General features: G+C 40.5%; 13 protein-coding genes. 12 read left to right on the plus strand and 1 reads right to left on the minus strand.

Going from position 1 to position 13,488, the window contains the following annotated elements; all coding sequences use genetic code 11:
• Positions 1-20: 20 nt before the first annotated feature.
• The 12 genes from HCZ11_RS08950 (at position 21) to HCZ11_RS09005 (ending at position 12,682) form a co-directional block, all read left to right on the plus strand.
• Complete coding sequence (locus tag HCZ11_RS08950) at positions 21-1,007, plus strand: GGDEF domain-containing protein (protein ID WP_130052227.1); 987 nt, start codon at positions 21-23, stop codon at positions 1,005-1,007.
• Positions 1,008-1,128: 121 nt separating this feature from the next.
• The gene (gene ubiE / locus HCZ11_RS08955) at positions 1,129-1,884 is read left to right on the plus strand and encodes a bifunctional demethylmenaquinone methyltransferase/2-methoxy-6-polyprenyl-1,4-benzoquinol methylase UbiE (RefSeq protein ID WP_130050252.1); all 756 of its coding nucleotides are present in this window, start codon (positions 1,129-1,131) and stop codon (positions 1,882-1,884) included.
• A 28-nt stretch (positions 1,885-1,912) separates the two neighbouring features.
• The gene (locus HCZ11_RS08960; RefSeq protein ID WP_130050251.1) at positions 1,913-2,518 is read left to right on the plus strand and encodes an SCP2 domain-containing protein; all 606 of its coding nucleotides are present in this window, start codon (positions 1,913-1,915) and stop codon (positions 2,516-2,518) included.
• A gap of 17 nt (positions 2,519-2,535) precedes the next feature.
• Entirely contained in the window at positions 2,536-4,137 is a 1,602-nt protein-coding gene (ubiB, locus tag HCZ11_RS08965) for a ubiquinone biosynthesis regulatory protein kinase UbiB (protein WP_130050250.1), read from the plus strand.
• A gap of 77 nt (positions 4,138-4,214) precedes the next feature.
• The gene (gene tatA, locus HCZ11_RS08970; protein ID WP_130050249.1) at positions 4,215-4,454 is read left to right on the plus strand and encodes a Sec-independent protein translocase subunit TatA; all 240 of its coding nucleotides are present in this window, start codon (positions 4,215-4,217) and stop codon (positions 4,452-4,454) included.
• 5 nt (positions 4,455-4,459) lie between these two features.
• Entirely contained in the window at positions 4,460-4,792 is a 333-nt protein-coding gene (tatB, locus tag HCZ11_RS08975; RefSeq protein ID WP_130050248.1) for a Sec-independent protein translocase protein TatB, read from the plus strand.
• A 50-nt stretch (positions 4,793-4,842) separates the two neighbouring features.
• Positions 4,843-5,583: a twin-arginine translocase subunit TatC gene (gene tatC / locus HCZ11_RS08980; RefSeq protein WP_130050247.1), complete on the plus strand. Its 741-nt coding sequence runs from the start codon at positions 4,843-4,845 to the stop codon at positions 5,581-5,583.
• A gap of 1 nt (position 5,584) precedes the next feature.
• The gene (locus HCZ11_RS08985) at positions 5,585-6,118 is read left to right on the plus strand and encodes a hypothetical protein (RefSeq protein WP_130050246.1); all 534 of its coding nucleotides are present in this window, start codon (positions 5,585-5,587) and stop codon (positions 6,116-6,118) included.
• On the plus strand, positions 6,118-6,900 hold the full coding sequence (locus HCZ11_RS08990) for a TatD family hydrolase (RefSeq protein ID WP_130050245.1): 783 nt from the start codon (positions 6,118-6,120) through the stop codon (positions 6,898-6,900). The genes HCZ11_RS08985 and HCZ11_RS08990 overlap by 1 nt, the downstream gene beginning before the upstream one ends.
• Position 6,901: 1 nt before the next feature.
• Positions 6,902-8,758, plus strand: coding sequence for a diguanylate cyclase (locus tag HCZ11_RS08995; protein ID WP_130050244.1), 1,857 nt, complete (start codon positions 6,902-6,904; stop codon positions 8,756-8,758).
• A 12-nt stretch (positions 8,759-8,770) separates the two neighbouring features.
• Positions 8,771-9,781 (plus strand): porphobilinogen synthase, encoded by a 1,011-nt coding sequence (gene hemB / locus HCZ11_RS09000; protein ID WP_130050243.1) that lies wholly within the window; start codon positions 8,771-8,773, stop codon positions 9,779-9,781.
• A 132-nt stretch (positions 9,782-9,913) separates the two neighbouring features.
• Positions 9,914-12,682, plus strand: a complete 2,769-nt coding sequence (locus HCZ11_RS09005; RefSeq protein ID WP_130050242.1) for an ExeM/NucH family extracellular endonuclease — start codon at positions 9,914-9,916, stop codon at positions 12,680-12,682.
• A 51-nt stretch (positions 12,683-12,733) separates the two neighbouring features.
• Here the strand turns inward: HCZ11_RS09005 and HCZ11_RS09010 are convergent, their stop codons facing one another.
• A complete protein-coding gene (locus tag HCZ11_RS09010) occupies positions 12,734-13,132 on the minus strand; it encodes a hypothetical protein (protein ID WP_130050241.1) in 399 nt (132 codons plus the stop codon).
• Between the last annotated feature and the right edge of the window lie 356 nt (positions 13,133-13,488).

The following is a 13,488-nucleotide window of genomic DNA, read 5'->3' on the forward strand; positions in this document are numbered from 1 at the left end:
AAATGATGTTCCATGATCCCATGGCTATTGCTCAAGAAAAAATGACAAAGGTATGTATCTTTTTAGAACACCATGCATTACCGCCGTCACCACTTAACTACCAAGTTGTTTACACCTACGTCAGCCAATCTAACCCCAAGCTTAATGCCACAATTGACCGCGCCATTGCACAAAGAAAAGCCATTGATTGTGTCTATGTAGAACAGCTGTATTTCGATTTTATAGAACAAGGCCATAAAATGAAAACCGCCATTGTTCGCAACGTTGACTCAGTCATTAACACCCTTTCGCGTAATGCTAGCAATAACGAGCAAAATATTGTGCGCTTTGCTGATCAAGTTAGTGACTGTGTGCATTCAATCGATGAAAACAATATTGAACAAACGCGTCACGCATTAAAAATGCTCAGTAAGCAATCTGAAGTACTGCTCAACCAGCATCGCCAATTTAAGCAAGAAATAGCAAAAGCCAAATCAATACAAGAAAAAACCCAAAAACAGCTCACTCAATTACGCAAGCAACACATTACCGACCAACAAACTGGCTTATACAAGCGCCATTACTTAAATCAACAAACCCAACTCTGGGTCGGCCAAAATAAAGCGGTTTGTGCTATCTCTATCCACATTGAGAACCTGAACCATTTTATTGAAAACTATGGTGATGTCATTGGTGAGGTCATTTTAAATAAAGTCGCAAAGCAAGTGCAAAAATACGTACAAGAAAGTGGTTTGCCAGGGCGTACAAGTAAAGATGAATTTACCATCTTACTTGCTGACATAGAGCCTGAAACTGCCAACTTAATAGCTGAAAAAGTACGAAATGGCGTCGAAAAACTACGCTTTGTAAGCTCAAAAAATGGCACCAAATTACCTGCTATCACCCTAGCCCTTGGTATCGCGAAACATGAAGGCGATGGTGACTTTAATAGTTTAGCCCGTAAAGCTTCTTTAGCAGCTGCTAAAGCCAAGTCGCTTGGACAAAGTAGTTTTATTGCCGGTCAATAAAGTTTAACACTGCGCTAAGTCATGAAAAGCCACGCTAATCTGATGATTTAGTTATAATCAAATTGCACCCCACAGCCACAATCAAGTACACTAGTCTTTATTGCCACGATAGAGATTAATCATGAACGAGAATCAAGAAAAGACCACGCATTTTGGCTATAAAACCGTTGCTGAAAACGACAAAGCATCAATGGTTGCAGATGTATTCCACTCAGTCGCTGCAAAGTATGACGTAATGAATGATCTTATGTCGTTCGGTATTCATCGTTTATGGAAACGCCAAACTATTGCAAGTTCAGGTGTTCGTAAAGGTCACTATGTATTAGACCTTGCGGGCGGTACTGGTGATTTAACCGCTAAATTTAGTCAATTAGTTGGTGAAACGGGTCAGGTTATCTTAGGCGATATTAACTCTTCAATGCTGAAAGTTGGCCGCGAGAAACTTCGTAACCTTGGTCGTGTTGGCAATATTGAATATGTACAAATGAATGCAGAAGCATTGCCATTTCCTGATAACAGCTTTGACTTGATCACTATCGCATTTGGTCTTCGTAACGTTACCGATAAAGATAAAGCACTACGCTCAATGTATCGTATTCTGAAGCCTGGCGGTCGCTTATTAGTACTTGAATTCTCTAAACCGGAACAAGAAATACTGAGCAAAGCCTATGACTTCTATTCATTTAATATCTTACCTAAAATGGGTGAGCTAGTAGCGAATGATGGCGAGTCTTATCAATACCTTGCGGAATCTATCCGAATGCATCCAGATCAAGAAACGTTAAAAAGCATGATGGAAGATGCAGGTTTTGAACAAACTAATTATCAAAATCTTACTGGCGGTATTGTTGCCCTCCATCGTGGTTTTAAATACTAAAAACTCTATTAATTAAGTAGGTAACGCGATGTTAGCAAACGCTCTGTTATCACTCGTCGAACGAATCATTAATCAACTGCTGCAGTTAGACCCTCAGTTAAAAGGCAAACTTGCAGCAATTGCTGATAAACAGCTGTTGGTTGAGATACGTGATTGGCAACAGTCAATTTTGTGCGTATACAGCGACGAGCAAATTCATTTATACAGTACGCAAGAGCGCAATTTTGACTGCATGATCAGCGCTGATATCAATACCTTGTTGGCGCTTAAAGATCCGTCAATGCTAACGCAACTCATTCGCCAAGATAAGCTCGACTTGCAAGGCGATTTAAATCTTGCACAAGGCTTTAGCAATGCTTTTGCAGAGCTTGATATTGACTGGCCAGAGCACTTTTCTCGATACATTGGCGATGCCCCAGCACAACAGTTGTGGCTCTCTTTACAAACCTTAAAACGTCGTGGTTCACAAACAAAGAGTAAGTTAGAAAATACCTTAACAACACTTTGCCAAGATGAGTTAGCAGTGACCATACACCCTCTTGAGCTTGCTGAGTTTAAACAGCAAAATCGCCAATTAAAAAGCCAAGTATCTCAATTAGAGATGCGAATTAACGCGCTGTTACAGTCACGCTAATGCGCTAAGGAACTTGTGTGTCGTCTGCTCGTCTTTATTACATCACAAAAACCCTTCTGAGCTACGGCTTAGACGAATTAATTCCGCGTAAAAGAGTGCCTTGGTTTGCAAAGCTCGGACGCGGAAGCTTATTTTGGTTACGCAACCAACATAAAGATAAACCTGCAGGTATGCGCTTGCGACTTGCTCTACAAGAACTTGGCCCGGTATGGATCAAGTTTGGCCAAATGCTTTCAACACGCCGTGACTTACTCCCTCATGATGTCGCATTAGAGCTTGCACTACTACAAGATCAGGTTGAACCTTTTGAAGGTGAACTTGCCCAGCAGCTTATCGAAAAAGCGCTGGGTATTAATGATATTAGTGAATTGTTCAGTGACTTTTCGCAAACACCTTTAGCATCAGCCTCGATCGCACAAGTCCATACTGCTACCTTAATTGATGAGCATGGCGCAGCTCAAGATGTGGTAATTAAAGTCATACGCCCCAATATAAAAGAGCAAATTGATGCTGACTTAATGCTGATGCAAAAAGTCGCTCGATTAGTTGCAAAGTTATTAAAAGAGGCTAAACGTTTACGTCCTATTGAAGTCGTAAACGAGTACAAAAAAACCTTGTTGGATGAACTCGACTTAATGCGAGAAGGGGCGAATGCAATACAGCTACGTCGTAACTTTGAAGACTCAAATTCACTTTACATCCCTTTTGTATACAGTGATTACAGTCGTAGTAATGTATTGGTAATGGAGCGTATTTACGGAATTCCTGTATCAGATACTGAAGCATTGCTTGCGCAAAATACCAATATGCAGCTACTAGCCGAACGCGGAGTAGAAGTCTTTTTCACGCAAGTATTCCGTGACAGTTTCTTCCATGCAGATATGCACCCGGGTAATATTTTTGTTTCTCGTGAAAACCCACATAACCCAAAATATATAGGTATTGACTGTGGCATTGTAGGCACCCTTAATCGCGAAGATAAACGCTATTTAGCAGAAAACTTTATTGCCTTTTTCAATCGTGATTATCGCCAAGTAGCGCAACTACACGTTGATTCTGGCTGGGTACCAGCCGATACCAGCATCGAAGAGTTTGAGTTTGCTATTCGTACTGTGTGTGAGCCAATTTTTAATAAACCATTAGCTGAAATCTCTTTTGGCCATGTGTTAGTCAACCTGTTTAATACGGCTCGTCGCTTTAATATGCAAGTTCAACCGCAATTAGTGTTACTGCAAAAGACGCTGTTGTATGTTGAAGGCCTTGGCAGACAACTGTATCCGCAGCTTGATCTATGGAAAACTGCTAAACCTTTCCTAGAAGATTGGGTCAAAGAACAAGTTGGTCCGCTTGCAGTAATGAAAAAAATGTATGCGAACTTGCCATTTTGGGCAGAAAAAATGCCTGAATTACCTGATTTAATTTATCAAAACTTAAAACGTCAACAACAACCTGTACAATTGCCTGCGCCGCAATCTGCTAAACCTTTGTTACTTAGCATCTTTGCTGGTAGCTGCTTGATTGTTTCAGGCTTATGTTATTTACAGCATGATTTAGTTGCGAGCGCAATTACCGCTGGCTTTGCTGTAGCGGGCTTTATTGCTGCATGGCGAAGCACATAAACTAAGTGCTATTTATGTTTTGGTGAGTATAATCGAGACAAGTCTATTCTAAAAATTTGATAAAAACGGAGTAACCCATGGGTTTTGGTGGTATCAGTATTTGGCAATTAATCATTATTTTAGCAATCATCGTTTTGTTATTTGGCACAAAGAAACTTCGTGGCATTGGCGGTGATTTAGGCAGTGCTGTAAAAGGCTTTAAAAAAGCAGTGTCTGATGAAGACCAAACTAACGCAAAAAGCGAGCAGATAGAAAAATCTTCTAACACGCAAAGCAAAGAAACCGTAGAGAAAAGCAAAGACGACCATAAGGCTTAATCAACATGGGGATGTGGGAACTTGTTGTCGTACTGATCGTAGGTCTGATTGTATTAGGTCCAGAGCGCTTGCCTGTGGCAATTCGCACTGTGAGCCGCTGGGTAAAAACATTAAAATCAGTCGCCAACTCAGTGAAAGCTGAAGTGAACGAAGAACTCCGTATCCATGAGCTTCACGAAAACTTAAAAAAAGCAGAGCAACAAAATTTGCAAGAACTCTCTCCAGATCTGCAAGACTCTGTAAACGAACTACAAAAGGCTGCCCAGTCAGTCACCCACAGTTACAAGAAAGACACGCCTGAAAAAGCAGAAATTAACAATAATGATGAAAAAAAGTGAATTTAATCTCTGCTTTTGTGGTCAATAACAACGATGATGAATAGTAAATTATGACCGAGCAAGCTCACACAGGCTTTGTTGGCCACTTAATTGAGTTGCGAAATCGACTCATGAAAGCTTTGTTAAGCATTTTGCTAATATTTATCGGCTTGGTTTATTTTGCCAACGATATTTATAGCTTTGTTGCAGCACCTCTTATTGCAAATTTGCCAAGCACTGCCACCATGATCGCAACGGATGTAACCGCACCCTTTTTTGCACCGTTTAAACTCACTCTATTTGTGGCTTTATTTGCTGCTATTCCAATGATACTGCACCAAGTTTGGAGCTTTATAGCACCCGGCTTGTATCAACATGAAAAGCGTATGCTAATGCCGATTTTGGCCTCGAGTATTTTGCTATTTTATAGTGGTATCGCATTTTGCTACTTTGTAGTGCTGCCAATCATTTTAGGGTTTTTTACTAACGCTGGCCCTGATATGATGACATTAGCGCCTGATATTAGTAGCTATTTAAGTTTTGCTTTAAAACTGTTTTTTGCTTTTGGTATTGCGTTTGAAATACCCGTCGCCATCATGCTGTTATGCTGGAGTGGTGCTACAACAACAAAAAGTTTAAAAGAAAAACGACCTTATATTGTGGTAGGTGTATTTGTGGTTGCCATGTTTTTAACACCTCCTGATGTACTGTCACAGACATTACTAGCATTACCCATGCTGTTATTATTTGAATTAGGTTTAATTTTGGCTGCATTTTATACCGCCAAGCCTCAACAGGAATCCGAGGAATAAAATGAAAAAACAACTCATTCCCTTCGTTGCTCTTTTAACAATTGCTGGTACTACTCAAGCAAACGAAGTTAACTTACAAGCACTACAAGCGTGTACTTTTGTTGAAAATGATTTTAATCGCTTACTTTGTTACGACAACGTAATGGCTGGTAAATCGCTGTCTAAACCAGCAACAAAACAACAAATTAAACAACCTGCAGCAAGCTCTACAGCAGCTGTTGTCGCGGCGCCTGTTGCAGCTGCAACAAGCGAACAAATTGTAAAAACAAAAAATGAAGACTTTGGTTTAGAGCATAAAGAAGTTGCAAAAGTTAACGATGACCAAATAAGTTCCTTAGTAAAAAGCGTAAAAAAAGCACCTTATGGTGAACTGATCATCGAGCTTGATAATGGTCAGCAATGGCGTCAAGTTGGCTCTGATAGCTTACGTTTAAAAGCACAAGATGTTGTCATAATTGAACGAGGTATTTTCAATTCTTTCCTCCTAAAAGTTAAAGGTCAAAACCGTTCGATTCGTGTAAAACGTACTAACTAATGAGCACTTCGCTAGTTGATGCTGGTGTCAACTTAAGCAATCATCAATTTGATGATATTCATGACGCTGTGTTACAACGTGCCGCTGAGGCAGATGTAACACAGATGCTGCTTATTGGCTGCGATCTTCAGAGCAGCCAAACTTCTTTGAAACTCGCTAAACAGTTCAATCAGTATTGCACAGCAGGAGTTCATCCTCACGATGCAAAAACAGCAGATAAACACCTTGAAGAACACTTAATGACTCTTAGCCAAAACATGGAAGTGGTTGCCATTGGTGAGTGTGGTTTAGATTACAATCGTGACTTTTCTCCTCGAGATGTGCAGCGTAGCGTGTTTAGACGCCAACTGAAGCTTGCTGAACAGCTTGATATGCCAGTGTACTTGCATGAACGAGATGCCTGCGAAGATATGCTCGCAATTTTGAGTGACTATAAGGTGCGAGGTGTATTGCACTGCTTTACTGGTGACCAAGATGCATTACAAAACTACCTAGCTATGGGGCTTTATATTGGTGTCACGGGCTGGGTATGCGATGAGCGCAGAGGTGAGCAACTACAGGCCTTGGTACCGTCAATTCCTTTGAATCGTTTGTTAATTGAGACCGATGCCCCCTTTTTGATGCCGAGAAATATCAGACCAAGACCGAAATCTCGCCGCAATGAGCCTCAGAACCTTCCTTATATATGCCAGCAAATTGCTGATTTGAAAGGATGCGAATTTACTGATGTTGCAAAACACACTACACTAAACTTTTGGCAATTATTTACCACTAAGGGTTAAGATGAAGCGCCTATGGTCACTGTGTGGCGTACTCTTCGTTGTTGTTTTTACTCCCTGCTTGCTGGCTAACCCGATTACTGTTAGCCCACACTTTAAATCTCTGCATTCTCTTGATGTTGAGTACACGCTTGATCCTATTACAAAACAGCAAGCATTTACGAGTGATGCTGTACCTTGGCAAAAAAACCATGGCAACACTCTTAACTTAGGCATGAACTTAAGTCCTTTGTGGTTAAAAATGTCGATTCAGAATACATCACTACATGACTTACCACTGATCTTGTCAATTGATAACCCTTTACTTGATGAAGTGGATGTATTCCACCTCCAAGCTAGCCATGTTTTATTTAGCACAAAAATTGGAGATGCTCTTCCCTTAGAAAATCGACAAATAAAAAATGAATCACTGCTTGTATCTCTAACAATTCCCAAAGCAAGCCATTCTATCGTTTATTTGAGAGTTAAAAATAACGGTGGCCTTAGAGTACCCTTAAGCCTTTGGAAGCCCTCAGAATACCTAAAACATAAAAGTAAGTTTAATTTACTCTACGGATTACTAGTAGGGTTCATTTTATCTTTAGCGATTACTAATTTGGTACTTTATGGTTTTTCAAGACGCAGTTATTTTGCTTATACAGGCTTTCTACTGATGTTATTATGGCTATCACTTACCTACTTATATGGCTTTGGGTATCGCTACCTTCAACCAAGTGGCACATCATTTCAACAATTAACGATTCCAAGCTTGTTTTTTATATGCTGCGCATTATTCGTACCTTTACAGCGTCATATTTTTGGTGCAGAGAAAAGTCGCTTGAGCCTTATTCAAAATTGGCTCGCATGGGGTGTCATTTTCATTACTTTCATATTGTGGTTTTTACCTGTTTATGTCGCGATTTCGCTCTGCTTATTAAGCTTGCCTATTTTATTAGCTGCCTTTATTGCTATCGCTATAAAACAGTTTAACCACGAATATAAACAGCCATCCATTGCATTTATTATTGCTATGTTAGCGTTCTGCTCAGCAATTATTCACAGCGCATTTGCCGTTTTTAATCCATACAACTTGTATATAAATGAGCAGTCACTCATCTTTATTTTCTTTTTAATTTGTAGTTTAAGCCTAAGCTATGCTGTTACAAAACTGTTTATAATGCAACGTGATGCAGAAGTAGCATTACAGCAGACAGCTCTGGCTGAAAGTAAAGCACAAGATAATCTGATGCAAGAACGCCTAAAACTTCAAGAGCAAGCTCGGCAAAATCTTGAGGCTAATATTGAGGAGCGTACTTTCGAGTTACAAGTCACCCTTCGCGAGCTAGAAGAAAAAAACCGGGAGCTTGAACAGCTCAATATGGAAGATGCGCTGACCAAAACCAAGAACCGCCGCTATTTTGATAAAAAACTGCTGATGGATATTCGCCGTTCTCGTCGTGAACAAACGCCACTGGCTATAATTATGATAGATATTGATCACTTCAAAGCCGTCAATGACACTTACGGCCATTTAACAGGTGATCAAACAATTCAAGCTGCCGCCGATGTCATCAAGCAGCACCTTAAGCGACCGCTCGATGAAGTGGCCCGCTACGGCGGCGAAGAATTTGTCGTGCTGTTGCCTAATACGCCACTGACAGGTGCATTAGAAATTGCCGAACAAATACGCAAAGCCGCAGAAAAGACTGATATAATAGTTGCCGGAACAACGATTAAATTTACTTTGAGTGCAGGTGTTTACAGCGCAATTGCTGAAGACATTAATAACCCAAGTTTATTCACTGACTATGCCGACAAAGCCTTATATCATGCTAAGCAATCAGGTCGAAATCGCGTAGTGAGTTATCCTCTACCAAACTAGGAGTATACAAGCATGGCCCAATCAGGACTCGACCTTTTCCCTTATACACGTATGCGCCGCATGCGTCGTGATGGCTTCTCTCGTCGCCTAATGGCTGAAAACCAACTGACCGTTAATGACCTTATTTTTCCTGTATTTGTTTTAGAAGGTAAAAACCGCCGCGAAGCTATTGAGTCTATGCCAGGCGTAGAGCGCCTTTCTATTGATTTACTACTTGAAGAAGCAAAAGAACTCGTTGAATTAGGTGTACCTGCCGTTGCTCTTTTCCCCGTAACACCTAGCGATAAAAAATCTTTACTAGCTGAAGAAGCCTACAACCCTGATGCATTAGCACAGCGTACAGTTCGCGCATTAAAAGAAGCGTTTCCTGAGCTTGGTGTGATCACTGATGTTGCACTTGACCCGTTCACAGTACATGGCCAAGATGGCATAATTGATGAAGATGGTTACGTGATTAATGATGTAACAACTGAAATCTTAGTTAAGCAAGCGCTATCACATGCCGAAGCAGGTGCCGATATAGTCGCACCTTCAGACATGATGGATGGACGCATTGGTGCAATTCGTGAAGCACTCGAAGCCGAAGGCCATATCCACACTCGTATTATGGCTTACTCTGCAAAATACGCTTCAAGCTACTACGGTCCGTTCCGTGATGCAGTGGGCTCTGCAGGTAACTTGAAAGGCGCCGATAAAAAGACCTATCAAATGGACCCTGCCAACTCTGATGAAGCTATTCGTGAAGTAGCCCTTGACCTTCAAGAAGGTGCAGACATGGTTATGGTGAAACCTGGCATGCCATATTTAGATGTTGTACGTCGCGTAAAAGATGAATTTGGTGTACCAACATTTGCTTACCAAGTCAGTGGTGAATATGCCATGCATAAAGCAGCCATTGATAACGGTTGGCTTGCAGAAGAAGCAATAATCATGGAGTCATTATTAGCATTTAAGCGTGCTGGCGCAGATGGCATCCTAACTTATTTTGCAAAACAAGCAGCAGTTTGGTTAAAAAATAACTAATCTAAAGTAAATGTTCTAAAAATTGGAAATTATTCCTATTTTATTAACATTTTGCATTTAATTTGTCATAGATTTTTCTTAAAGTACTGTGTCCCATATTGGGACTTTAAAAATACATACACGGGAAAAATAATGATAAATACAAAATTAACGCCGCTCGCGCTTGTTATTGCAAGCCTGAGCGCGCCTGCTTCTGCCAACCTAATCATCTCTGAATACGTTGAAGGAAGCTCCAACAATAAAGCGGTAGAACTTTACAACAACTCTGGCGCTGAACTATCGCTTGATGGTTACACTATCTCTTTATACTCAAATGGTAATGGAGACCTAGCAGATCCAAACAACAGCTTAGCTTTAACAGGTACACTTGCAGCAAATGCGACCTACGTTATTGTTAACGCTGGTTCTGTTGATGAATTGAAGACAAAAGCCGATATAGAATCAACAATTACTTACTTCAACGGTGATGACGCGCTAGTCCTAACTAAAGACGGTGAAATAGTTGATAGCTTTGGTCAACTAGGTGTTGATCCTGGTTCAGCATGGGATGAAGGTGGTGTAACAACAGCCAATAAAACACTACGTCGCAAAACGACTGTGACTTCAGGTCGTACTGATGCAACATCAGCATTTAACCCTAGCGAAGAGTGGGAACAATTCGACCAAAATGATTTTAGCAATATTGGTCAATACGGTGAAAGCACAGAACCAACTCCTGAGCCAGAGCCAGTTACTCCGCTTGAGTGTGGAGCAACAAAAACATTAATCAACGCAATTCAAGGTGAAGGCGGCGACAGCCCACTTATTGACACTGAAGTTGAAGTTGAAGGTGTAGTGACCGCAGACTTCCAAGGTGATGATCAGCTCAAAGGCTTCTTTATTAGCTCACTTGCTGCTGATGCTGATACAAACCCACTTACTTCTGAAGGTGTATTTGTTTATTTCGCAGATACTAATGTTGACGTTGGTGATCATGTACGTGTTAAAGGTAGCGTAGCTGAATACTACAGCGCGACACAGCTAGGTGATGTAAGCCAAGTTGAAATCTGTGCTACAGGCCTATCTACAGATCCAACCGTTGTTACTTTACCAGTTGCTGAAGTTGCAGACCTTGAAGCCTATGAAGGTATGTTAGTAACCATAGATCAACCTTTAGTTGTCAATAACAACTACGGTCTTGGCCGTTATGGTGAGGTTGACTTAGGTACTGAGCGTTTATACCAAGGTACTCAAATTGCACTACCGGGTGATGCAGCAAATGCTGTTGAAGCTGAAAACCTGAAAAAACAAATCTTACTCGACGATGGTTCAACAAAACAAAACCTTGATCCAATCGCCTACCCAGGCACAGGTCTTGATGCCTATAACACATTACGTTTGGGTGACACAGTAAACACTGTTACAGGTGTGATGGGTTACAGTTTCAACCGTTACCGCATTCACCCTACAGTGCAACCTGAGTTTACAGCAACAAACCCACGTACCGATGCGCCAGAGCTTAACGAAGATGCAGATCTTCGTGTAGCGAGCTTCAACGTATTAAACTATTTCAATGGTGATGGCCAAGGCGCAGGTTTCCCAACTAGCCGTGGTGCAGACAGCGAAGAAGAGTTTATTCGTCAGCAAGCAAAAATTGTCAGTGCAATTACAGCTATCAATGCTGATGTCATTGGCTTAATGGAAATCGAAAACGATGGTTTCGGTGAAAACAGTGCTATTGCAAGCCTAGTTTCAGCACTTAATGACGAAGATGCAGAAAACACTTACGCATTTGTTGATTTTGATGTTGAAAAAATTGGTACTGATCAAATCACAACAGCTTTAATTTATCGCTCAAATAAAGTATCAGAAGTCGGTAAGGCAGCTCATACAACTGCTGAACCTTTTGATTACAGCAATCGTCCGCCTATTGCCCAAAGCTTCCAATCTCTTGAAAGCGAAGAAATCTTCACAGTTGCAGTTGCCCACTTAAAATCTAAAGGTGGCTGTGGCAGCGCTGAGGGTAATAATGCTGACTTAGGCGATGGTCAAGCCTGTTGGAATGAAATCCGTGTTGCGGGTGCTAATGCTTATGCAGATTGGTTAGCAACTTACCCAACTGAAGTTGAAGATGAAGATATCATCCTAGTGGGTGACATGAACTCTTACGCGATGGAAGATCCTATTCGTGCATTTGCAGACAAAGGTCTTAAGAGTGCGGTTGCTGAACTAGACGGTGATACATTAGGTTACTCTTATAGCTTCTCTGGCCGTATTGGTAGTCTTGACCACGCGCTAGTAACTGAATCTATGCTTGATAAAGTTGTTGCTGCGACTGATTGGCATATCAATGCCGATGAGCCAATCAGCCTAGACTACAACCTTGAGTATAAGTCAGCAACACAACAAGCAGGCCTTTATGCAGATAATGCATATCGTGCATCTGATCACGATCCTGTGATTATTGATATTCAATCTGCAGAGCCTATTCCTGAGCAACAAGCACCTATAATCGAAGCAGATCAAACATTCGAAATCGTAGAAAACAGTGAAATTGGCGCAGTTATAGGCCAATTAGTTTTCTCTGATGGCGATGCTGATTACACACCTGTAGTAAGTTTTAGTATTGTTGGTGAGCATGCAGATGCGATTGCAATCAGTGCCGCAGGTGAAATCACAGTTGCTAAAGAGCTAGATTTCGAAGAAGAAGACAAGCTTACGCTGATGATCCGTGCACAGGATAGCGCAGGCAACTTATCAGAAGCGCAACTGCTATACATCAACATTACTAACGATGAAGCAGATGATGTAACTGAAGAAGATGAAGCAGAGAAAGAGTCTAAAGATGATGATTCTGGTTCACTTGCTTGGTTAAGCTTACTAGCTTTACCATTTGCACTGCGTCGTCGTCTAAAGAAATAAACGACACAATATGAATAAATGGCCGCTTTCGCGGCCATTTTATTTGTATCGTTAAGCGATTTGTTCTTCTTTATTGTCAGGTTGGTAAAGTGCTGTTATCGAGCCCTGTTGCTGCTCATCAATTTGCCAATTAATAAACCTTAATACTTTGCCATTTTTAAGGAAAACCCTAAAAACAGTCAAAAATGCCACCGATTTAAACTCAATTTCCTTAATGTCCTCAGCATTTATATAACGCTTTCCTAAGCCTAATGAGTAACATATCCCTGCCTTATAACAATATAAAGAGCGCATCCCTAAATAGCTCAGCACAAGAAATATAAGTAATACAGGCAAAATAATAATTAATAATGATGTTCCAAAGGAGTTGGCAACTAATGCAATAAGCATAGCCAACGCGATCTTGATTCCTTGTAAAATCCAGTTTGGACTTAACTTGATCATTTTCATAAATATAAATCTTAATTTGATAGCTTTAGAAAATTAATACTAAATAACTAAAAATGGTTGTTATCACGATTCTACATTGCTGAAAATAGGTACACAAGTGAATAAAAATACTTTATAAGTGCATTTCAATATTTGGATTGCAACCTGCTAAAAACACAGTCTTTTATGAAATATTAATTTTGTATGAAAATAACACTTAAAAAACCAACACCAAGACTTTAAGCTTAATGTTAGAGATATATAGATACTAAAGAATGAGATTATTGGATTGCGACAATTAATACCAATCCGCTTAATTAAGTAGTCTATTTTGAGGCAATTAAACCTCGTTGATAACAAGGCAAAAATTTCGTTAT

It is taken from the genome of Pseudoalteromonas sp. HF66, assembly GCF_011806445.1.
Classification (GTDB): Bacteria; Pseudomonadota; Gammaproteobacteria; order Enterobacterales; family Alteromonadaceae; genus Pseudoalteromonas; species Pseudoalteromonas apostichopi.

Bases quoted from the DNA above. Each gene is read 5' to 3' on its own strand.
- HCZ11_RS08985 (WP_130050246.1), top strand. From the start codon at position 5,585: ATGAAAAAACAACTCATTCCCTTCGTTGCTCTTTTAACAATTGCTGGT.
- tatA (WP_130050249.1), top strand. From the start codon at position 4,215: ATGGGTTTTGGTGGTATCAGTATTTGGCAATTAATCATTATTTTAGCA.
- HCZ11_RS09005 (WP_130050242.1), top strand. From the start codon at position 9,914: ATGATAAATACAAAATTAACGCCGCTCGCGCTTGTTATTGCAAGCCTG.
- HCZ11_RS08960 (WP_130050251.1), top strand. From the start codon at position 1,913: ATGTTAGCAAACGCTCTGTTATCACTCGTCGAACGAATCATTAATCAA.
- hemB (WP_130050243.1), top strand. From the start codon at position 8,771: ATGGCCCAATCAGGACTCGACCTTTTCCCTTATACACGTATGCGCCGC.
- tatC (WP_130050247.1), top strand. From the start codon at position 4,843: ATGACCGAGCAAGCTCACACAGGCTTTGTTGGCCACTTAATTGAGTTG.
- HCZ11_RS08990 (WP_130050245.1), top strand. From the start codon at position 6,118: ATGAGCACTTCGCTAGTTGATGCTGGTGTCAACTTAAGCAATCATCAA.
- HCZ11_RS08995 (WP_130050244.1), top strand. From the start codon at position 6,902: ATGAAGCGCCTATGGTCACTGTGTGGCGTACTCTTCGTTGTTGTTTTT.
- HCZ11_RS08950 (WP_130052227.1), top strand. From the start codon at position 21: ATGGCTATTGCTCAAGAAAAAATGACAAAGGTATGTATCTTTTTAGAA.
- tatB (WP_130050248.1), top strand. From the start codon at position 4,460: ATGGGGATGTGGGAACTTGTTGTCGTACTGATCGTAGGTCTGATTGTA.
- HCZ11_RS09010 (WP_130050241.1), bottom strand. From the start codon at position 13,132: ATGAAAATGATCAAGTTAAGTCCAAACTGGATTTTACAAGGAATCAAG.
- ubiE (WP_130050252.1), top strand. From the start codon at position 1,129: ATGAACGAGAATCAAGAAAAGACCACGCATTTTGGCTATAAAACCGTT.